Source organism: Kocuria himachalensis (assembly GCF_054784195.1).
In genome coordinates this window covers 230130-251291 of sequence record NZ_BAAGPL010000008.1, presented here as the reverse complement: position 1 = coordinate 251291, position 21162 = coordinate 230130, and the positions used below count along the sequence as shown (strand labels likewise).

Sequence of the window (21162 nt, the reverse complement as noted above, 5' to 3'; positions counted from 1 at the left end):
GGGCGAGCGGCGTCCCCCGGGCCCACCACGAGTGCTGCCGCCGGCTCGGAGGATCCGAGCGGTGTGTCCGACGGCACGGGCTCCGGGCTTGGTTTCTTCAGCCCACGCCGATAAAGTTGCGTGAGGCAACAAATCATCTGGGCAATCGGTGGCACCACGCCCGCGTCGTCGTCGACGCAGGACCCCGCGAGGAGCGGGGAGTGCCGACCGGGTGCCCCTTCGTCGTTGTCCAGCCTATTCCCGATCCCGGAGGAGCCCCTGTTGCCCGTCTCCCACGACACCGCCGTGGAGCTGGTGCGCGACCTGCTGGAGCTGCAGCGCGTCATGAAGCGCGTGACCAAGACCGACGCCGGCCCGCGCCGGCTCAACCCCACGGCGATCGCCCTGCTCTACTACCTCGACAGCAACGGGCCCCGCCGGGCCACCGTGATGGCCTCCGAGACCGGGCTCGGTCCCTCCGGGCTGAGCCGCCAGCTGGCCGTCCTCGACGAAGACGGACACGTGGAGCGCACCCCCGACCCCGACGACGGGCGCGCCGCGCTCGTCGCCATCACCGAGCGGGGCCGGGAACAGGTCCGGGCCGTGCTGGAGCAGGACGCCCAGCGTCTCGCCGCGCGGCTCGAGGGCTGGGACGAGGACCAGGCCCGCACCAGCCGTGGGGCCATCAACGAGATCACCACCGTCTTCCTGAGCTCCCTCGGCGTGGAGCGCACCACGTCCTGTCGGGGCCCGCGGCAACCGGGCCGCGCCGGGGAGGGCGGCGCCGACGGGGAGCACACCGGCCCGGAGCACACAGACCAGGGCCACGCAGACCGAGAGCACGAGGAGCAGACCGCACCATGACGTCACAGCAACCGACCGCCGCACCGGGTGGGGGGACCGGCGCCTCCCACAAGGAGGTCATGCGGGCCCTCACGGGGATCCTCTCGGTGTTCTTCATGGCGATGGTCACCCTCACGATCATCGGCACGGCCCTGCCCGTGATCATGGCCGACCTCGGCGGGGACCAGACGTCGCTGTCCTGGACGGTCACCGGCACCCTGCTCGCCAACGCCGCCACCACGCCCGTGTGGGGCAAGCTCGCCGACCTCTTCGACAAGAAGAAGCTGCTGCAGCTGTCCATCGTGATCTTCGTCCTCGGCTCGGCCATGGCCGGGCTGGCGCCGACCATCGAGTTCCTCATCCTGGCCCGCGTGGTCCAGGGCGTGGCCATGGGCGGCATCATGGCCCTGGCCATGACCATCATGGGCACGATCATCCCGCCCCGCGAGCGCGGCCGCTACGCCGGCTACATGGGTGCGGTCATGGCCGTGGCCACCTCTGCCGGCCCGCTGCTCGGCGGGCTGATCGTGGACCTCTTCGGCTGGCGCTGGGTGTTCCTCATCCCCGCTCCGCTGGCGGTCCTGGCGGCCGTGCTCGTGCACCGCACCCTGCGCATCCCGCCGCAGGCGCCCCGGAAGGTCAGCATCGACTGGCTCGGCATCGCGCTGCTGATCGTCTCGGCCTCCGCGCTGCTGCTGTGGGTGTCCCTAGCCGGCCAGCCGGGGATGTTCGAGTGGGTCTCGCCGACCTCGGCGGCCCTCGTCGCCGCCGCGCTCGTGGGCACCGTGCTGTTCGTGCTCGTGGAGCAGCGCGCCGCCGAGCCCGTCCTGCCCATCCGGGTGGTCACCGAGCGCACCACCGCGCTGGCCATCCTCGCGGCCATCGCCACCGGCGGGGCCATGTTCGCCTCGACCACCTACCTGGGCCAGTACTTCCAGCTGGGTCAGGGCTTCAGCCCCACCATGGCCGGGATGCTCATGCTCCCGCAGGTGTTCGGCTCCCTCGTGGGCGCCACGGTCGCCGGGCAGCTGATCACCCGCTACGGGCGGTGGAAGATCATCCTGGTGGTCGCCGCCGTGCTGATGTCCACGGGCCTGTTCCTCGCCGCGACGCTCACGCACGACACCCCGCTGTGGGCCGTGAGCGTCTTCATCTTCCTCGTGGGCCTCGGCATCGGCGCGCTGAACCAGAACCTGGTCCTGGCGGTGCAGAACACCGTGGGGCTCAAGGACATGGGCGCGGCGTCCTCCTCGGTCGCGTTCTTCCGCACCATGGGCGGCGCCGTGGCGGTCGCCGTGTTCGGCGCCCTCATGAGCTCCCACCTCGCCCGGCAGCTCGCCGAGAGCACCCGGGCCCGGGGCGGGGACCCCGCCGCCGTGGACTCCTCCACCATGGACCTGGAGTCGCTGCCCGCCTCCGTCGAGGGCGTGGTGCGCGAGGCCTACGGCACGGGCACCGGACTCGTCTTCCTGGTCGCCGCCGTCGCGTCCCTGGTGACCCTGCTCGCGGTGCTCCTCATCAAGGAGGTCCCGCTGCGCCGCACCGTGGACATCGTCGAGGTGGACCCCGCCACCGGCCGGCTCAAGGTCGTCACCCGCACCGTCGACGCCCGCGAGGTCCGCCGGCGGCAGCAGGCCGCGGCCGGCCCGGCCTCCGGGAAGGCCGCTCCGCACGCGGACGCCGCCACCCCCGCGCCGGAGGGCTCCTCCACCGGGAGAGCGGCCCGCGAGCTCGTCCGCGAGGACACCTCCACCGGCCCCGTGGACCGGGTGTGAACCCGCCCACGGACCCGGCCTCGATGTCCGAGCCCGGTACTAGAGTGGAGGGCGTGTCTGAGCCGATCCCCACGTCCACCCTGGTCATGAACCCGTCGACCGAGCCCTCCGAAGCCCTCGACGGGCCGGTGACCGCCACCGGGGCCCGGACCGCCCGCCGGTCCGACCTCACCGAGATCGTGGTGCAGGGGGCGCGCGAGCACAACCTCGACAACGTCTCGCTGAGCGTGCCGCGGGACGCCATGGTCGTGTTCACGGGGCTGTCCGGCTCCGGGAAGTCGTCGCTGGCGTTCGACACGATCTTCGCCGAGGGCCAGCGCCGCTACGTCGAGTCCCTGTCCTCCTACGCCCGGATGTTCCTGGGCCGGGTGGACAAGCCGGACGTCGACTTCATCGAGGGCCTGTCCCCGGCGGTGTCCATCGACCAGAAGTCCACCTCCCGCAACCCGCGCTCCACCGTGGGCACGATCACCGAGATCTACGACTACATGCGCCTCCTGTGGGCGCGCGTCGGCCACCCGCACTGCCCCGAGTGCGGCGAGGCGATCCGGAAGCAGACCCCGCAGCAGATCGTGGACCAGCTCCTCGAGATGCCGGAGACGACCCGCTTCCAGGTCCTCGCGCCCGTGGTGCGCGAGCGCAAGGGCGAGTTCATGGACCTCTTCCAGGAGCTCTCCGCGAAGGGCTTCTCCCGCGCCACCGTGGACGGCGAGACGGTCCAGCTCTCGGACCCGCCCAAGCTCAAGAAGCAGTTCAAGCACACCATCGAGGTGGTCGTGGACCGGCTCGTGGTCAAGGAGGGCATCCGCCAGCGCCTGACCGACTCCGTCGAGACGGCACTGGGCCTCGCCGAGGGGCGCGTCGTCGTCGAGCTCGTGCCCCGGTCGGACGAGGAGATCGCCCACCCCCTGGAGCTGCGCCGCCCGTTCTCCGAGAACCTCGCCTGCCCCAACGAGCACCCCCTGCAGGCCGACGAGATCGAGCCCCGGTCCTTCTCCTTCAACGCCCCGTTCGGCGCGTGCCCGGAGTGCGACGGCATCGGCTCGCGCCTCGAGGTCGACGAGGAGCTCGTGGTCCCCAACCCCGACCTGTCCCTCGTGGAGGGCGCGATCGCCCCGTGGTCGCTCGGCAAGGCCACCAGCGAGTACTGGAACCGCCTGCTCGCCGGACTGGGCCAGGAGCTCGGCTTCGACCTGGTCACCCCGTGGGGCAAGCTGCCCGCCAAGGCCCGCAAGGCGATCCTCGAGGGCAAGGACTACCAGGTCACCGTGGCCTACCGGAACCGGTTCGGCCGGGAGCGCCGCTACACCCAGGGCTTCGAGGGCGTGATCGGCTACATCAAGCGCAAGCACGCGGAGACGGAGTCGGACAACGCCAAGGACCGCTACGAGCAGTACATGCGCCAGGTGGCCTGCCCGGCCTGCGACGGCGCCCGGCTGAACCCGACCATGCTCGCCGTGACCGTGGGCGGGAAGAACATCGCCGAGACCACCCGCATGCCCATGCGGGACGCCCACGCGTTCTTCCGGGACCTGGAGCTCAGCACCCGGGAGACGAAGATCGGCGAGCAGGTGCTCAAGGAGATCCAGGCGCGCCTGACGTTCCTCGTGGACGTGGGCCTGGACTACCTCAACCTCGAGCGCGCCGCCGCGACGCTGTCCGGCGGCGAGGCCCAGCGCATCCGCCTGGCCACCCAGATCGGGGCCGGGCTGGTGGGCGTGCTCTACGTCCTGGACGAGCCCTCGATCGGCCTGCACCAGCGGGACAACCGCCGGCTCATCGGCACCCTCACCAAGCTGCGGGACATGGGCAACACCCTGATCGTGGTCGAGCACGACGAGGACACCATCCGCGAGGCCGACTGGGTCGTGGACGTCGGCCCCGGCGCCGGCGAGCGCGGCGGGCGCGTGGTGCACTCCGGGACCTACGAGGAGCTCCTGACCAACGAGGAGTCCATCACGGCGGACTACCTCTCCGGCCGCCGGGCCATCCGGGTGCCCGCGCAGCGGCGCGCGATCGACCGCAAGCGGATGCTCAAGGTCGTCGGCGCGCGGGAGAACAACCTGCGCGGCATCGACGTCTCCTTCCCGCTGGGGGTGCTGACCGCCGTGACGGGGGTGTCCGGGTCCGGGAAGTCCACGCTGGTCAACGACATCCTCTACACGGCGCTGGCCAACAAGCTCAACGGGGCCAAGCAGGTCCCCGGCCGGCACAAGCGGATCGACGGCGTGGACCAGCTCGACAAGGTGGTGCACGTGGACCAGAGCCCCATCGGCCGGACCCCGCGCTCTAACCCCGCGACGTACACGGGCGTGTTCGACCACATCCGCAAGCTCTTCGCCGAGACCCCGGAGGCCAAGGTGCGCGGCTACCAGGCCGGCCGGTTCTCCTTCAACGTCAAGGGCGGGCGCTGCGAGGCGTGCTCCGGTGACGGCACCATCAAGATCGAGATGAACTTCCTGCCTGACGTCTACGTCCCGTGCGAGGTGTGCAAGGGGGACCGGTACAACCGGGAGACCCTCGAGGTGCACTACAAGGGGAAGACGATCGCCGAGGTCCTGGCGATGCCCATCGAGGAGGCCGCCGAGTTCTTCAAGGCGTTCGGCCCGATCGCCCGCCACCTCAACACCCTCGTGGACGTCGGCCTGGGCTACGTCCGGCTCGGCCAGCCCGCCACGACCCTGTCCGGCGGCGAGGCCCAGCGCGTGAAGCTGGGCGCGGAGCTGCAGAAGCGCTCCAACGGCCGCTCCATCTACGTGCTGGACGAGCCCACCACCGGCCTGCACTTCGAGGACATCCGCAAGCTGCTGCTGGTGCTGCAGGGGCTCGTGGACAAGGGCAACACCGTGATGACCATCGAGCACAACCTGGACGTCATCAAGTCCGCCGACTGGATCGTGGACCTCGGCCCGGACGGCGGCTCCGGCGGCGGCCAGGTCGTGGCCGAGGGCACCCCGGAGCAGGTGGCGCGGAACACGGACAGCCACACCGGCCGGTTCCTCGCCGAGGTGCTCGGCGAGCGCTCCGTCCCCGCGGGGGCCGCCCGATGACCGCCCCCGTGGTGCTCTGGGACCTCGACGGCACCCTCCTGGACCCGGCCGGGGCCATCACCGGCGGCATCGCCCGCGCCCTGGCCGAGCACGGCCACGCCGTGCCCGAGGACCTGCGCCGGTTCGTGGGCCCGCCCGTGGGCTTCTCCCTGCGGACCTTCACCGACGTCCCGGAGGAGGAGATCCCGCGCGTTGTGGCCTCCTACCGGGCCCGCTACCGCACTGAGGGGCTCGCGCAGACCCGCGTCTACCCCGGGGTGGAGGAGCTCCTGGCGCGCCTGCACGGCGCCGGCGTGCGGATGGCCGTGGCCACCCAGAAGCCCGAGCCCACCGCCGAGCTCGCGGTCGAGAAGTTCGGGCTCGGCCGGTGGTTCGAGACCGTCTCGGGGGCCGCCGACGACGCCGCGACCGCCCCGCGCGACGGACAGGCCCACGACAAGCCGGCGATCATCGCCGAGGCCCTGCGCCGGCTCGGCGTGGACGCCCCGGACCCCGCGCGCACGGTGATGATCGGGGACCGCCGCTACGACGCCGAGGGCGCGGCCGCGCACGGGATCGACTGCCTGGGCGTCGCCTGGGGCTTCGCCGACGAGGGCGAGCTGGGGACCGGCTTCGCCGCCGTGGCCCGGGACGCCGCCGAGCTCGGGGAGCTGCTGGCCCGGTACACCGCCCCGGCCCCGACCGGCCGCTGAGGGGGACCGGACCGTGGCCGATCCGGAGAGCTACCGCCCCGCCCGCCAGGACATCCCGACCGCCCCCGGGGTCTACCGCTTCCGCGACGAGTACGGGCGCGTGGTCTACGTGGGCAAGGCCAAGAACCTGCGCAACCGCCTGAGCTCCTACTTCGCGCCCCCGCACGCCCTGAGCCCCAAGACCCGCGCCATGGTCACCACCGCGGCCGGCGTCGAGTGGACCGTGGTGGGCAGCGAGCTGGAGTCCCTGCAGCTCGAGTACACGTGGATCAAGGAGTTCAAGCCCCGGTTCAACATCGCCTACCGGGACGACAAGTCCTACCCCTACCTCGCCCTGACGATGGCCGAGTCCGTGCCCCGCGCCCAGGTGGTGCGGGGGGAGAAGAAGAAGGGCAACCGCTACTTCGGCCCCTACTCGCAGGCCTGGGCGATCCGCGAGACCCTCGACGCCCTGCTGCGCGTCTTCCCCGTCCGGACCTGCTCCAAGGGCGTCTACCGGCGCGCCGAGCAGTCCGGGCGCCCGTGCCTGCTGGGCTACATCGACAAGTGCTCCGCCCCGTGCGTCGGGCGGATCTCCGAGGAGGACCACTACGCCCTCGCGGAGGACCTGTGCCGCTTCATGGCCGGGCACGCGACCCCCTTCATTAAGGAGCTGCAGCGGCAGATGCAGGAGGCCGCCGCCGCCATGGACTTCGAGACCGCCGCCGCGCGCCGAGACGACATCGCCGCCCTGGAGAAGGCCTTCGAGCGCAACGCCGTGGTGCTCTCCGACAGCACCGACGCCGACTTCTTCGCGCTCGCCGAGGACGAGCTGGAGGCCGCCGTCCAGGTCTTCCACGTCCGGGGCGGCCGGATCCGCGGCCAGCGCGGCTGGGTCACGGAGAAGGTCGAGGAGGCCGACGGCGGACGGCTGCTCGAGCAGCTGCTCGAGCAGGTCTACGGCGACACCGCCGCCGACGCCGCCGAGAGCGCCCACGCCGCCGCGCCCCCGTCCCCGGGCGGGTCCAAGCACCGCCCCTCCGCGGAGCTCGCCTACCGGGAGGACGCCATCCCGCGCACCGTGCTGCTCTCCGAGCCCGCCGACAGCACCGACCGGCTCGAGGAGTGGCTCTCCGGGCTGCGCGGGTCCCGCGTCTCGATCGCCGTCCCGCAGCGCGGGGAGAAGGCGCACCTCATGGAGACGGTGCAGGAGAACGCCCGGCAGGCCCTGAAGCTGCACAAGTCCCGGCGGGCGGGCGACATCACCACCCGCTCCGCGTCCCTGCAGGAGCTGCAGGAGGCCCTCGACATCCCCGTGCCACTGATGCGCATCGAGTGCTACGACATCTCGCACGTGCAGGGGACCAACGTCGTCGCCTCCATGGTCGTCTTCGAGGACGGCCTGCCCAAGAAGTCGGACTACCGGAAGTTCTCGGTCACCGGCGAGGCCGCCCGGGACGACACCGCGTCCATGTACGACGTCATCTCCCGGCGGTTCCGCCGCCACCTCGAGGAGCAGGCCGAGCGGGAGGCCGCCGGGCCGCGCACCGGTCAGGTCGACGCCGGGGCCGAGGCCCCCGAACGGGCGCGGTTCGCCTATCCGCCCAGCCTCGTGGTGGTCGACGGCGGGCCCCCGCAGGTCGCCGCCGCCGCCCGGGCGCTGAGCGACCTCGGGATCGACGACGTCCACGTGGTCGGCCTCGCCAAGCGGCTCGAGGAGGTCTGGGTGCCTGACGACGAGTTCCCCGTGATCCTGCCGCGCGCGAGCCAGGGTCTGTACCTGCTCCAGCGGATCCGCGACGAGGCCCACCGCTTCGCCATCACCTTCCACCGCAAGAAGCGCTCCTCCGCCATGACGGTCTCCGTGCTCGACGAGCTGCCCGGGGTGGGCCCCGCCAAGCAGAAGGCGCTGCTGAAGCACTTCGGCTCCGTCAAGAAGCTCCGGGCGGCCCGGGTCGAGGAGCTCGAGCAGGTCCCCGGCTTCGGGCGGACCCTCGCCGAGAAGGTGGCCGCGGCGCTGCAGGCCTCGGACGCCGACGCCGCCCCGGCGGTCAACATGACCACCGGCGAGGTGCTCGGCTGAGCGAGGGCGCGCCGCCGGGGTCGCGGCGGCACCCCGCCGACTTCGTTAGGCTGGGGCGGGACCGCCGCGAGAGGCCGGCCACGACCGGTGCGCCGGGCGCGGAGCGGCGGGCACGGAGCACCAGGCGCAGGGCACCACGACGGGAGACGGAGCGGACATGAGCGAGCACACCGCCGGAGCGGACGTCGGGACGGCGGACGGGACGGACCACGCGAGGCCGACCAGCTCGGAGCTGCTCGTCGTGACGGGCATGTCCGGGGCCGGGCGCAGCACGGCCGCGAACGCCCTCGAGGACCTCGGCTGGTACGTGGTCGACAACCTGCCGCCGCAGATGCTGCACACCCTCGCGGACCTCGTCTCCCGGACCCCGCAGGCCCTGCCCAAGCTCGCGGTGGTCATCGACGTGCGCGGCAAGGCCCTGTTCAGCGACATGAAGGAGACGCTGGCCGCCCTCGAGGCGTCCGACGTCGACTTCTCGGTGCTCTTCCTGGACGCCGCCGACGAGGTCCTGGTCTCCCGCTACGAGCACCAGCGCCGGCCCCACCCGCTGCAGGCCGGCGGACGGATCCTCGACGGCATCCGCGCCGAGCGCGCCCTCCTGACGGACCTGCGGGAGTCGGCCGACGTGGTCCTGGACACCTCCGCGTTCAACGTGCACGCGCTGTCCCGGGCCGTGGCCGACCTGTTCTCCACGAACGGGCCCGTGGTCCTGCGCCTGACCGTGCTCAGCTTCGGCTTCAAGTACGGGGTCCCCGCCGACGCGAACTACGTGGCCGACGTCCGCTTCATCCCCAACCCGCACTGGGTCCCGTCGCTGCGCCCCCGCACCGGCAAGGACGACGAGGTCCGGGACTACGTCTTCCAGGACGAGGGCCCACGGCAGTTCGTGGACCGGTTCGTCGCCATGCTCGAACCCGTGTTCACGGGATACCGTACGGAGAACAAGCACTACGCCACCATCGCGATCGGCTGCACGGGCGGCAAGCACCGCTCCGTGGCCGTGAGCGAGGAGGTGGCCCGCAGGCTCGCCAAGCTGCCGCTCGTGACCGTCAACATCCAGCACCGGGACATGGGCCGGGAGTGACCGGCTCGCCCTCATCGCGATGGGACCCCCGATGACCCTTCCTCCCACCGGCGCCTTCCCCCGGCTGCCCCTCAGCAGCGGCGCCGATGTCGACCCCCACCACTCGCCGGACCCCTCCGCCCGGCGGCCCGGCGGCGTCAGCCCGTCCGTGGTCGCCCTCGGCGGCGGGCACGGGCTCTCGGCCAACCTCGCCGCCCTCCGCCGGATCACCCCCGTGCTCACGGCCGTGGTGACGGTCGCCGACGACGGCGGCTCCTCCGGCCGGCTGCGCGACGAGCTCGGCGTCCTGCCCCCGGGGGACCTGCGGATGGCGCTCGCCGCCCTGTGCGACGACTCCGAGTGGGGCCGGACGTGGCGCGACGTCATGCAGCACCGCTTCAGCTCCTCGGAGGGCCGCCCCACCACCCTCGACAACCACGCGCTGGGCAACCTGCTCATCGTCACGCTGTGGGAGCTGCTCGGGGACCCCGTCGCGGGACTCGAGTGGGCGGGCGCCCTGCTGGGCGCCCGCGGCCGGGTGCTGCCGATGTCCACGCAGCCGCTGGTCATCGCCGGCGACGTCCCCGGCGGCCCGTCCGGGGCAGGCGCAGCGGACCGCCCGGGGGAGGACGCCGCGGTGCGCACCGTCACCGGGCAGGCGGTCCTGGCCAAGCAGGCCGACGTCCGCAACGTCCGGCTCGTGCCCCCGGACGCCCCAGCCTGCCCGCAGGCGGTCGAGGCGGTCGGGCTCGCCGACTGGGTGATCATGGGGCCGGGCTCGTGGCACACGTCCGTGCTGCCGCACCTGCTGCTGCCCGAGCTGCGCGAGGCGATCTGCGGCTCCCGGGCACGCCGCTGCGTCACCCTGAACCTCTCGCCGGACACCGAGACGCGCGGCAAGACGGCCGCCGACCACCTGCGGGTCCTGCACGCCTACTGCCCCGAGCTGACCCTGGACGTGGTCCTGGCCGACCCCTCGGCCACCGAGGACGGCGCCGACCTCGAGGAGGTCGCCCGCGGCCTGGGCGCCGAGGTCTTCTACGCCGACGTCCGGGCGCACCCGGGCACCGCCGTGCACAACACGCTCCGGCTCGCGGCCGCCTACCAGGAGATCTTCGAGCGCCACCGCTGAGCACTCCGTCCGCCCCACCCCCACACACCCCCAGCATCCCCAGGAAAGGAACCGCGTGGCCCTGACGTCATCGGTGAAGGAAGAACTGTCCCGCCTCGAGATCAAGAGGTCCTCGGAGCGGCGCGCCGAGCTCTCCGCGCTGCTGCGCTTCGCGGGCGGGCTGCACATCGTCTCGGGGCGCATCGTCGTCGAGGCGGAGGTGGACCTCGGCGCCACCGCGCGCCGGGTGCGCCGCGCGGTCCACGAGGTCTTCGGCCACGACAGCGAGATCGTGGTCGTCTCCGGCGGGGGACTGCGGCGCGGCAGCTCCTACGTGGTGCGCGTCGTCGAGGACGGCGAGGCCCTCGCCCGCCAGACGGGACTGCTCGACTCGCGCGGGCGCCCCGTGCGCGGGCTCCCGCCCGCCGTGGTCAGCGGGGCGGTGGCCGACGCCGAGGCGGTGCTGCGCGGGGCCTTCCTCGCCCACGGCTCCCTCACGGAGCCCGGCCGCTCCGCCGCGATGGAGTTCACCTGCCCCGGCCCCGAGGCCGCCCTCGCCCTCGTGGGCGCGGCCCGCCGGCTCGGCGTCCTCGCCAAGGCCCGCGAGGTGCGCGGCGTGGACCGCGTGGTCGTCCGGGACGGGGACGCGATCGCCGCGCTGCTCACCCGGATGGGCGCCCACCAGACGCTCCTCCAGTGGGAGGACCGGCGGATGCGCAAGGAGGTGCGGGCCACCGCCAACCGCCTCGCCAACTTCGACGACGCCAACCTCCGCCGCTCCGCGCAGGCCGCCGTGGCGGCCGGGGCCCGGGTCGAGCGCGCCCTGGAGATCCTCGGCGACGAGGTCCCGGAGCACCTGCGGCAGGCGGGGGAGCTGCGGCTGTCCAACAAGCAGGCCAGCCTCGACGAGCTCGGCCGGCTCGCGGACCCCCCGCTCACCAAGGACGCCGTGGCGGGCCGGATCCGCCGGCTGCTGGCCATGGCGGACCGCCGGGCGGAGGAGCTGAACCTCCCCGGCACCGAGGCCGGTGTCGCCGCTGAGGTTTTGCCCTCCTGAGCGGGACGCGCCGGCGCGGCTCCTCGGGGCCGCGCCGGTGGAGTCGACGGCCTCTGCGTGGGTTTCCGAGGGTCCGCGTCCCCGGATGTGGGTTTGTGTTGGTTTAGCGATGGATACCGGGTGAATCTTTCATGACCCCAAGACATCCCAGGGATAACCACGTAGAATAGGACCTGGTTCAACGATCCAGACCCGACCAACACAGGAGAACCCAGTGACCATTCGAGTGGGCATCAACGGCTTCGGACGCATCGGACGCAACTTCCTCCGCGCGGCGCGCGAGCAGGGCGAGAACATCGAGGTCGTGGCCGTGAACGACCTGACGGACCCGGAGGCCCTGGTCCACCTCTTCAAGTACGACTCCATCATGGGCCGGTTCCCGGGCGAGGTCACCCTCAACGGCGACACCATGAGCGTCGACGGCCACGAGGTCAAGTTCCTCGCCGAGCCGGACCCCGCCAAGCTGCCCTGGGGCGAGCTCGGCGTGGACGTCGTCGTCGAGTCGACCGGCCGCTTCACCAACGGCTCCAAGGCCAAGGCCCACCTGGACGGCGGCGCCAAGAAGGTCGTCCTGTCCGCCCCCGGCAAGGAGATCGACGGCACGTTCGTGCCCGGTGTCAACCTCGACACCTACGACGCCGCCTCGATGAACATCGTCTCCGCGGCCTCCTGCACCACGAACTGCCTCGCCCCCATGGCCAAGGTCCTCAACGACGCGTTCGGCATCGAGCACGGTCTGATGACCACCATCCACGCCTACACCGCGGACCAGAACCTGCAGGACGGCCCGCACAGCGACCTGCGCCGCGCCCGTGCCGCCGCCCTCAACATGGTGCCGACCACCACCGGTGCCGCCGCCGCCGTGGGCCTCGTGCTGCCCGAGCTCAAGGGCAAGCTGGACGGCTTCGCCGTGCGCGTCCCCGTGCCCACCGGCTCCGTCGTGGACCTCACCTTCGACGCCCAGAAGGAGGTCACCGTCGAGTCGGTCAACGCCGCCATGAAGGAGGCCGCCGAGGGGTCCATGAAGGGCATCGTCAAGTACACCGAGGACCCCATCGTCTCCTCGGACATCCAGGGCGACAGCATCTCCACGATCTTCGACGCCCCGCTGACGAAGGTCATCGGCAACCAGGTCAAGGTCATCGCCTGGTACGACAACGAGTGGGGCTACACCTCCCGCCTCGTCAACGTCGTCTCCCACGTCGGCGGGCAGCTCTGACACCGCGGCCGCGCGACGCCGCCGGGGTAGGGTGAGTGACATGGCTCATGCACTTGACGAACTCATCGCCGACGGCGTCGCCGGGCGCCGCGTCCTGGTCCGCTCCGACCTGAACGTCCCCCTGGACGGCTCCACCGTGACCGACGACGGGCGCGTCCGCGCGTCCCTGCCGGTCCTGGGAAAGCTGGCCGACGCCGGGGCCCGCGTCATCGTGATGGCGCACCTCGGCCGGCCCAAGGGACAGGTCGACCCGAAGTACTCGATCGCCCCCGCCGCGCGGAAGCTGGCCGAGCTGGCCGACTTCCCCGTGACGGTCGCCTCCGACGTCGTCGGGGAGGACGCCAGGGCCAAGGCCGAGGCCCTCGCCGACGGCGAGGTGCTCGTGATCGAGAACGTGCGCTTCGACCCCCGCGAGACCTCGAAGGACGACGCCGAGCGCGGCGCCTTCGCGGACGAGCTCGCCGCGCTCACGGGCGAGAACGGGGCCTACGTCGACGACGCCTTCGGCGCGGTGCACCGCAAGCACGCCTCCGTGTTCGACATCGCCCACCGGCTCCCGGCCTACCTGGGCGACCTCGTCAAGCGCGAGCTCGACGTGCTCACCAAGGTCGTCTCCGCCCCCGAGCGGCCCTTCGTGGTGGTCATGGGCGGGTCCAAGGTCTCCGACAAGCTCGCGGTGATCGAGAACCTCATCGGCAAGGCCGACTCCCTGCTCATCGGCGGCGGCATGGTCTTCACGTTCCTCGCCGCGCAGGGGCACTCCGTGGGCGGGTCCCTGCTGGAGCGGGACCAGATCGGGACGGTCAAGGACTACCTCGAGAAGGCCTCCGCGGCCGGGACCGAGATCGTCCTGCCCGTGGACATCGTCTACGCGGCCGAGTTCGCCGCGGACGCCGCGCACGAGGTGCGCCCGGTCGACGCCATCGAGGACGGCGAGATCGGCTCCACCGGCCTCGGCCTGGACATCGGCCCCGAGTCCGCGAAGCTGTTCGCCGAGCGGATCCGCGGCGCGAAGACCGTGTTCTGGAACGGCCCGGCGGGCGTGTTCGAGATGGAGGCCTTTGCCGGGGGCACCCGGGCGGTCGCCGAGGCCGTCGTCGCCTCGGACGCGATGAGCGTCATCGGCGGCGGCGACTCCGCCTCGGCCGTGCGCAACCTCGGGTTCTCCGACGACCAGTTCGGGCACATCTCCACCGGCGGCGGCGCCTCCCTCGAGTTCATCGAGGGCAAGGAGCTGCCCGGGGTCGTGGCCCTGGGCGCCTGACCCGCACGCTCCACCACCGCGCCGGGGGCGCCCCGGAGCCGCACGCCCCGGGGTGCCCCCGGCGCCCATCGCACCACTGCCGAACCGCACGACGAGCGGCGCACCCGCCGCGGACAGGAGTCCCCGATGACCTCCCAGACCAACGGACAGTACGACCGCACGCCGCTGATCGCCGGCAACTGGAAGATGAACATGGACCACGCCCAGGCGATCACCCTGCTGCAGAAGCTCGCGTGGACCCTGGACGACGCCAAGCACGACTACGCCCGCGCGGAGGTGGCCGTCTTCCCGCCGTTCACCGACCTCCGCTCCGTCCAGAGCCTCGTGGACGGTGACGACCTCCGCGTCGTCTACGGGGCCCAGGACCTCTCCGACAAGGACTCCGGCGCCTACACCGGCGACATCTCCGGGCAGTTCCTGGCCAAGCTCGGCTGCACCTACGTGCTCGTGGGCCACTCCGAGCGCCGCACCGTCCACGGCGAGTCCGACGAGCTGTGCAACGCCAAGATCGCCGCCGCCCACCGCCACGGCCTGGTCCCCGTGCTGTGCGTGGGCGAGGGCCTGGAGGTCCGGCAGGCCAGCGAGCACGTCGCCTTCACGCTCGAGCAGCTGCGCGGCTCCATCGCCGGTCTCGAGGCGGACCGGGTGGCCGAGCTCGTGGTGGCCTACGAGCCCGTCTGGGCGATCGGCACCGGCGAGGTCGCCGGCCCCGAGGACGCCCAGGAGATGGCCGCCGCCATCCGTGCCGAGCTCGCCGGGCTCTACGACGCCGAGACGGCCGCGAAGACCCGCGTCCTCTACGGCGGTTCCGCGAAGGCCGCCAACGCGGGCTCGATCCTCAAGGGCAAGGACGTCGACGGCGTCCTCGTCGGCGGCGCCAGCCTCGACGCCGAGGAGTTTGCTAGCATTGCCAGGTTCGAGCAGCACCTCGTGACCGACTGATCACGACCCCCTGACCGTCCGCGCCGTCCGGGCGCGGCTGCTCGACGGACACACCGAGGGAAGGCCCCAGTGGATATTCTGCAGAACGTGCTCCTGGCGATCATCGTGCTCACGAGCCTCCTGGCCGTCCTGCTCGTGCTCCTCAACAAGGGCAAGGGCGGAGGTCTCTCCGACATGTTCGGCGGCGGCATGACGCAGTCCCTCAACACCTCCGGCGTGGCGCAGAAGAACCTGGTCCGGCTCACCACCACCACGGCCGTGGTGTGGGCCCTGTCGATCGCGGCCTACGCGCTGACCATGCGCTTCGCCGAAGCGGCCGTCTGAGCCGACCGCTCTCCGCACGACCCCGGTCTCCCGGCCGGCCACGGACCATCGTGGTCGGCCGGGAGGCCGGGGTCGTCCGCGCTGTGGGGCTGCTGCACGCTCCCGGTCTCGAGGACGCCGCCGTGGGGGACACGGCGGCGCCGGGGGATTCGGCCCCGCATGCGGGATCAGCGCCCGTACTGGACTCGCAACGAGGCGTCGTCGGGCAGCACCACCACGGTGCCCTCCTCGACCGACCACCCTTCGTGGAGGAAGAAGTACCGTTCCCCGCTGACCGAGAGCAGGCGCAGCCCGTCGTAGCGGTACAGCGGGGCCCCGTCCGTGCCCAGTTCGTGCGTCGTGACTCCCGGGACGTCCAGGCCCAGTGGCTCCTCGCTGTAGACCTGCGCCCGGGGCAGCCACGACAGGTTCACCTCGAGCGCCTCCGCCAGACCCCTTCCGCGGGCCTCGGCGAAGGTGGAGGTGCCCCAGAAGAGCAGCAGGGCCACGAGGACCAGGAGCAGTGTCGCCTCGACGGCCTGCTGCTCGGCGGGCCGCTGAGGACCGTCGCCGGCAGCGGCGTAGCGGCGGATGCGGACAGCCCACGCGGACACGAGCACGCCGACGGTGATGAGGTACGGAGCGTACAGCGGGCTGTACACGCGTTCGGCGAACAGCAGGACGACCATCAGGCCGATCAGCGCCACCGCGCCGACCAGGGCCGCCCGTGGCAACGTGGTCGACAGTCTGCCGGCCGCTCCCCGGTCGACGCGTCTCCGCAGGATCCGGTCCAGCCAGACCCACACCATGCCCAGAGCGACCAGGAGCAGCAGCGGAAGGTAAAGGGCACTGATGCTCAGCAGCGCGAAGTCCCGCGTGGTGTAGCCGAACAGGTTGACGTGCAGTCCCATCCACTCGGCCTGCGCCTTCGCGCGGGCCCAGCCGAAGTAGAACACCAGGGCGGTGACCACAGTGGCCGGCGGTCCGATGACGGACACGTAACCCAGGACCTGCGACCACACAGAGCCGGTCCGTGCAGCGGCCTCCGTCATGGTTCCCGCCCGCTACCGCAGCAGCGGCGGCCCGTCAGGGGCCGGGAGCCGGACATGTCGTCGCTCCCGGGGCGTAGTCCAGGGAGACCGTGCTCCGGGCCGGGTCCTCGAGAGCGTAGCCGGAGCCGGAGAGTACGACCGGTACCGAACCGCCCGCCTCCGGGTCGGGTGCCGGAGGCGCCACGAACAACGGGCCGGTCGAATCCCACTGGATCGGCACGGAAGCCGAGCCCACGATGACGAACTGCACGCTGCCCACGGGCAGAGCCCGGTCCTGCACGTTGCCGCGCAGGTGGACGGCCACGCCTCCGCACGTCGGAACGAGCAGTGAGGATTCGCCGGCTTCGTCCGGTGCAGATGCGAGACCCGTGACGGACAGGGGACAGGCGGTGCCCGGCGTGTCGACGAGCACGGGCACGACCTCGGGGTATTCCTCGTGGAACTGCACCAGGCGCTGCAGCATGGCGACCGCGGCAACGTCGTGACAGCTCTCCGGGGGCGGGGCGGCAGCCAGTGCCGCCGCCCCCTGGGACCAGAGAGCCTCGTCGTTGGTCATGGCGGCCCGGCACAGCAGGGAGGCGGCGTCCTGGGCGCTCGCCCCGGCCAGGCTGTCGTGGTCGCACGTGCCGGCGCGCAGTGCCACGTACCATTCCGGTTCCCCGGGACCGACGGGTCCGATCGGCAGTCCGCCGATCACGGGAGCGACGCGGGGAGGTGCCGAGGTGCTGCCGGCGCCACCCGTCCCATCGCCGTTGGTCCCGCCGCCGGGATCGGCACCGTCGGATCCTCCGTCTCCCGGACCGCCGTCCGCACGCCCGGTGGCGTCCTCGGGTTCGGGCAGGCCGGTGGAGCCGTCCGAGGTCTGCGCGGAACGGTCCGCACCCGGCTCGGTGGTCTGCTCGGCCGCAGGGGATCCGTTCCCCGTCTCGGCGTTGTCCTCAGGTCCTCCCCGGCCGCACCCCGTGATCACGACAAGGGCGCCGGCGGCCAGGACGGTGCTCACGCGTACGGGACGTGATGAGAACATGGCCTCACCGCCTGTCCGCGATCGTGCGGATGTCGCGGTCGATGCGCAGGATCTCCATGACCATGGGCCCCGTTCTCTTCACCGGTCGCCCGGGTGCCGTGGCGTCGTCACCGAGCATGACGCCACGGGCGTCACTCGGGCGTGACTACCGTCCAGTCACGCGCGGTGTCTCGCCTGGGCGGCTCCGCCGTCGAGGGCGTCCTGGGTGACGAGCAGCAGCGTCTCCTCGCTCCCGCGCACCCCCGCGCCGGGCGTGCGCTCGAGCGGGGCGCCGCCGCGGACGGCCGCGACCGCCTCGGCCTTGTCCGCCCCGGCCACCAGGAACCAGACCCGCCGCGCGCCGTTGATCATCGGCAGCGTCATGGTCACCCGCTCCGGCGGGGGCTTGGGGGAGTCCTGCACGCCCAGCACCGTGGCGTCCGCCTCGTGCACGTGCGGGCGCCCCGGGAACAGGGAGGCCACGTGGCCGTCGGGGCCCAGACCCAGCAGCGAGAGGTCGAACCGGGGGAAGGACTCCGTCCGGTGCTCCGCGTCGGCGGCCGCGGCCAGCTCGCGCCGGTAGTCGAACGCGGCGTCCTCGGCGGTGTCGAAGTCGTCCGAGCTGCCCATGAAGTGCACCCGGTCCGGGTTCAGGGCCAGGGCCCCGTCCACGGCCTCGGCGGCCTGGACGCAGTTGCGGTCGGCGCTGTCGCCGGCCACGAAGCGCTCGTCCGACCACCACACGTCGACCCGGGACCAGTCGACCTCGTCCCGGCGGCCGGAGGCGGCGAGCGCCGCGAGGACCGCGGTGCCCATGCTCCCGCCGGTGAGCACGAGGCTCGCCTCCCCGCGCTCCTCCTGCGCCGCCACGACCACGTCGAGGACCCGCTCCGCGGTGTCCGCGGCGAGCGACTCCTTGTCCGGGTGGGCGACGGTCTCCAGCTCGGCGCTCATGCGCGCTCCTCTCCGGGGATGCTGACGGACGGCTCGGCGACCGGGGCCGCATCGGGCTCCGGCGGCTCGGCGACCGGCTCCGCGTCGGTTTCGGCGACCGGCTCCGCGACGTCGACGGGCGTCGTCCGCGCGGAGGGCTCCAGCGACGGGCGGCCTCCGCCGTGCTCGGCCAGGAACCGTGCGGCCCCGGGGGTCAGCTCGCCGGCCGTGTCCACGATCTGCGCGATCCGCACGTCCCGCAGACCCGTGGTGACGACCTCGCCGTAGACCTCGTCGGGGTCCAGGCGCCGGAGCTCCTCGGCGATGCAGGCGTTGAGGTCCCGCACGGGCATGGCGATCTGCTGGTCGGGCTGGCCCGGCTGCCGCAGCATCGCCACGGACCGTCCCGGGCGCTCGAGCACTATCTCCCCGTCGTCCCGGACGAGGGTCACCCGGTCCAGGCGGCGGGTACCGGGGTTGTTGACCAGCGTCACCTCGGCGTCGAGCCGGGTGCCCAGCCACACGCCGAGCAGCACCACGCTGGGAGAGCGGCCGCACCCCTCGACGACGACCTCGCGCACGGGCGCAGGCTCGGCCTGGTCCAGGACCGCCGCCAGCTGGATGCGCCAGTTGGTCACCCGCGTCCAGGCGAGATCCGTGTCGCCGGGCACGTACCGGCTGCTGAGCTCCGCGAGCGTCTCGTAGGCGTCGTCGCTGCGCGCCGAGTCCGTGATCCGGCGGTGGGCGATCCCGGCGATCGACGACGTGTGGGGCGAGGGCGGGGGCACCTGGTGCGGCCACCAGGCGACGATCGGGGCGTCCGGCAGCAGCAGAGCGGAGAACAGGGTCTCCGTGGGCTCGGCGAGGTCGCCGTAGCCGTGCAGCAGGATGACCTCGGAGGCGCCCGCGTCACCGCCCATGCGCAGCTGGGCGTCGAGCCGGGTGCTCTCGGCCTGGGAGTGCGCCACGTGCACGAGGATCCGGCACGGGTGCTCGTGGCTCGCGAAGTTCGCGGCCTCCAGCGCGGCCTCGGAGTGCCCGGCCTCCGCCAGGATCACGAGCGTGAGGACCCGGCCGAGCGTCACGACGCCGTGCTGGTCCCGCAGCTGGCTCAGCTTCTTGTCGATGGCCGAGGTGGTGGTGTTCTCCATCGAAACGATCACGGTCGCCTCCAGACGCGTCCGTCGCGGGCCAGCAGCTCGTCGGCGGCGGCGGGTCCCCAGGACCCCGGCGCGTACGGCTCCGGCATGATCTGCTGCTCTGCCCAGCACTCCTCGAAGGGGTCGAGGATCCGCCAGGACAGCTCGACCTCCTCGTGGTCGGGGAACAGCGGCGGTTCCCCGAGCAGCACGTCGAGGATCAGACGCTCGTAGGCCTCCGGGCTGGACTCGGTGAACGAGTGGCCGTAGCCGAAGTCCATGGTCACGTCCCGGATCTCCGACTGGGTGCCGGGCACCTTGGAGCCCAGCCGGATGGTCACGCCCTCGTCGGGCTGGATCCGGACCACGATGACGTTCTGGCCCAGGTCCTCGTGCCCGTTGTCCCCGAAGAGCAGGTTGGGGGAGTTCTTGAACTGCACCGCGATCTCGGTCACCCGACGGCCCAGGCGCTTGCCGGCCCGCAGGTAGAACGGCACGCCCGCCCACCGGCGGTTGTTGATGTCCAGGCGCAGCGCCGCGTAGGTCTCGGTCCGGGAGTCGGCGGGGATGTCCTGCTCCTCGAGGAAGGCCCGCACACGCTCACCGCCCTGCAGCCCGGAGTCGTACTGGCCGAGCGCCGAGTGCGCCGCCAGGTCCTCGGGGACGACGACGGAGGCCAGCACCTTCGCCTTCTCCGCGCGCATGTGGTGGGCCTGGAAGGACAGCGGCTCCTCCATGGCGGTGAGGGCCAGCAGCTGCAGCAGGTGGTTCTGGATGACGTCGCGGGCCGCGCCCACGCCGTCGTAGTAGCCGGCGCGGGAGCCGATGCCGATGTCCTCGGCCATGGTGATCTGCACGTGGTCCACGAACTGCGCGTTCCACAGGGGCTCGAACATCTGGTTCGCGAAGCGCAGCGCCAGGATGTTCTGCACCGTCTCCTTGCCCAGGTAGTGGTCGATGCGGAACACCGAGTCCGCCGGGAACACGCGCTCCACGATGGCGTTGAGCTCCTGCGCGGACTCGAGGTCGTGGCCGAAGGGCTTCTCGATGACCACACGGCGCCACCCGGAGGCGTTCTCGTGCTGGGCCAGGCCGTGGTCGGCGAGCTGCTGGCAGACCGTCTCGAACGCCTTGGGCGGGATCGAGAGGTAGAACGCGTGGTTGCCGCGCGTCCCGGAGTGCACGTCGAGCTCCTTGAGGGTGGACTTGAGCGCCTCGTAGGCCTTGTCCTCGTCGAACTCCCCGCGCACGAACCGGACGCCGGAGGCGAACTGCCGCCACACGTCCTCCTGGAACGGGGTGCGGGCGTGGGCCTCGACGGACTCGCGCACCACCTCCCGGAACTGCTCGTGGGACCAGTCGCGGCGGCCGAAGCCGACGAGCGCGAAGGACGGCGGCAGCAGCCCCCGGTTCACGAGGTCGTACATCGCCGGCAGCAGCTTCTTCTTCGCGAGGTCTCCCGTCACGCCGAAGAGCACGAGCGCCGACGGGGCGGCGACCCGCACGAGCCGCCTGTCCCTCGGGTCCCGCAGGGGATTGCGGGCGTTGTTGTCTGGCAACGGAACTCCTTCACGTCTTCGCGGGGCCGTGGCACCCACGGGGCCTGCACACGCAACGGTCGGCGCGGGGACTCCCGCGCCGACCGTGGCGTGCTCCCATTCTAGGTCAGCGG

At 72.3% G+C, this 21162-nt stretch carries 17 protein-coding genes; 12 read left to right on the top strand and 5 right to left on the bottom strand.

Annotated elements, in window-relative coordinates; genetic code table 11:
- Positions 1–261: 261 nt before the first annotated feature.
- From ACYVM4_RS06760 to secG, 12 genes are all read left to right on the top strand, one after another.
- A complete protein-coding gene (locus ACYVM4_RS06760) occupies positions 262–843 on the top strand; it encodes a MarR family winged helix-turn-helix transcriptional regulator (RefSeq protein ID WP_460668031.1) in 582 nt (193 codons plus the stop codon).
- The gene (locus ACYVM4_RS06755) at positions 840–2597 is read left to right on the top strand and encodes an MDR family MFS transporter (RefSeq protein WP_368819869.1); all 1758 of its coding nucleotides are present in this window, start codon (positions 840–842) and stop codon (positions 2595–2597) included. The genes ACYVM4_RS06760 and ACYVM4_RS06755 overlap by 4 nt, the downstream gene beginning before the upstream one ends.
- A gap of 86 nt (positions 2598–2683) precedes the next feature.
- Positions 2684–5647 carry an excinuclease ABC subunit UvrA gene (gene uvrA / locus ACYVM4_RS06750; RefSeq protein ID WP_460668038.1) on the top strand — a complete coding sequence of 988 codons (2964 nt, stop codon included), beginning with the start codon at positions 2684–2686 and terminating at the stop codon, positions 5645–5647.
- Complete coding sequence (locus ACYVM4_RS06745; RefSeq protein WP_460668030.1) at positions 5644–6339, top strand: HAD hydrolase-like protein; 696 nt, start codon at positions 5644–5646, stop codon at positions 6337–6339. Before uvrA ends, ACYVM4_RS06745 begins: the two co-directional genes overlap by 4 nt.
- A 13-nt stretch (positions 6340–6352) precedes the next feature.
- Positions 6353–8401 (top strand): excinuclease ABC subunit UvrC, encoded by a 2049-nt coding sequence (gene uvrC / locus ACYVM4_RS06740; protein WP_368819867.1) that lies wholly within the window; start codon positions 6353–6355, stop codon positions 8399–8401.
- A 157-nt stretch (positions 8402–8558) separates the two neighbouring features.
- On the top strand, positions 8559–9485 hold the full coding sequence (gene rapZ, locus ACYVM4_RS06735) for an RNase adapter RapZ (RefSeq protein WP_368819866.1): 927 nt from the start codon (positions 8559–8561) through the stop codon (positions 9483–9485).
- 31 nt (positions 9486–9516) lie between these two features.
- Positions 9517–10596 carry a gluconeogenesis factor YvcK family protein gene (locus ACYVM4_RS06730; RefSeq protein ID WP_368819865.1) on the top strand — a complete coding sequence of 360 codons (1080 nt, stop codon included), beginning with the start codon at positions 9517–9519 and terminating at the stop codon, positions 10594–10596.
- Positions 10597–10651: 55 nt separating this feature from the next.
- On the top strand, positions 10652–11632 hold the full coding sequence (gene whiA / locus ACYVM4_RS06725) for a DNA-binding protein WhiA (RefSeq protein ID WP_368819864.1): 981 nt from the start codon (positions 10652–10654) through the stop codon (positions 11630–11632).
- Positions 11633–11846: 214 nt separating this feature from the next.
- Positions 11847–12851, top strand: coding sequence for a type I glyceraldehyde-3-phosphate dehydrogenase (gene gap / locus ACYVM4_RS06720; RefSeq protein WP_368819863.1), 1005 nt, complete (start codon positions 11847–11849; stop codon positions 12849–12851).
- A 40-nt stretch (positions 12852–12891) separates the two neighbouring features.
- Complete coding sequence (locus tag ACYVM4_RS06715; protein ID WP_368819862.1) at positions 12892–14115, top strand: phosphoglycerate kinase; 1224 nt, start codon at positions 12892–12894, stop codon at positions 14113–14115.
- Between the two features lie 126 nt (positions 14116–14241).
- The gene (tpiA, locus tag ACYVM4_RS06710; protein WP_460668029.1) at positions 14242–15057 is read left to right on the top strand and encodes a triose-phosphate isomerase; all 816 of its coding nucleotides are present in this window, start codon (positions 14242–14244) and stop codon (positions 15055–15057) included.
- Positions 15058–15126: 69 nt separating this feature from the next.
- Positions 15127–15381 carry a preprotein translocase subunit SecG gene (secG, locus tag ACYVM4_RS06705; RefSeq protein ID WP_368819860.1) on the top strand — a complete coding sequence of 85 codons (255 nt, stop codon included), beginning with the start codon at positions 15127–15129 and terminating at the stop codon, positions 15379–15381.
- Between the two features lie 167 nt (positions 15382–15548).
- On the opposite strand, the gene ACYVM4_RS06700 is transcribed toward secG, so the two are convergent.
- The 5 genes from ACYVM4_RS06700 to zwf form a co-directional block, all read right to left on the bottom strand.
- Positions 15549–16358: a hypothetical protein gene (locus ACYVM4_RS06700; RefSeq protein WP_368819859.1), complete on the bottom strand. Its 810-nt coding sequence runs from the start codon at positions 16356–16358 to the stop codon at positions 15549–15551.
- 88 nt (positions 16359–16446) lie between these two features.
- Complete coding sequence (locus ACYVM4_RS06695) at positions 16447–17415, bottom strand: hypothetical protein (protein WP_460668028.1); 969 nt, start codon at positions 17413–17415, stop codon at positions 16447–16449.
- A gap of 180 nt (positions 17416–17595) precedes the next feature.
- The gene (pgl, locus tag ACYVM4_RS06690) at positions 17596–18372 is read right to left on the bottom strand and encodes a 6-phosphogluconolactonase (protein WP_460668027.1); all 777 of its coding nucleotides are present in this window, start codon (positions 18370–18372) and stop codon (positions 17596–17598) included.
- Complete coding sequence (locus ACYVM4_RS06685) at positions 18369–19514, bottom strand: glucose-6-phosphate dehydrogenase assembly protein OpcA (RefSeq protein WP_460668026.1); 1146 nt, start codon at positions 19512–19514, stop codon at positions 18369–18371. The genes pgl and ACYVM4_RS06685 overlap by 4 nt, the downstream gene beginning before the upstream one ends.
- Positions 19511–21022, bottom strand: coding sequence for a glucose-6-phosphate dehydrogenase (zwf, locus tag ACYVM4_RS06680; protein ID WP_368819914.1), 1512 nt, complete (start codon positions 21020–21022; stop codon positions 19511–19513). The genes ACYVM4_RS06685 and zwf overlap by 4 nt, the downstream gene beginning before the upstream one ends.
- Between the last annotated feature and the right edge of the window lie 140 nt (positions 21023–21162).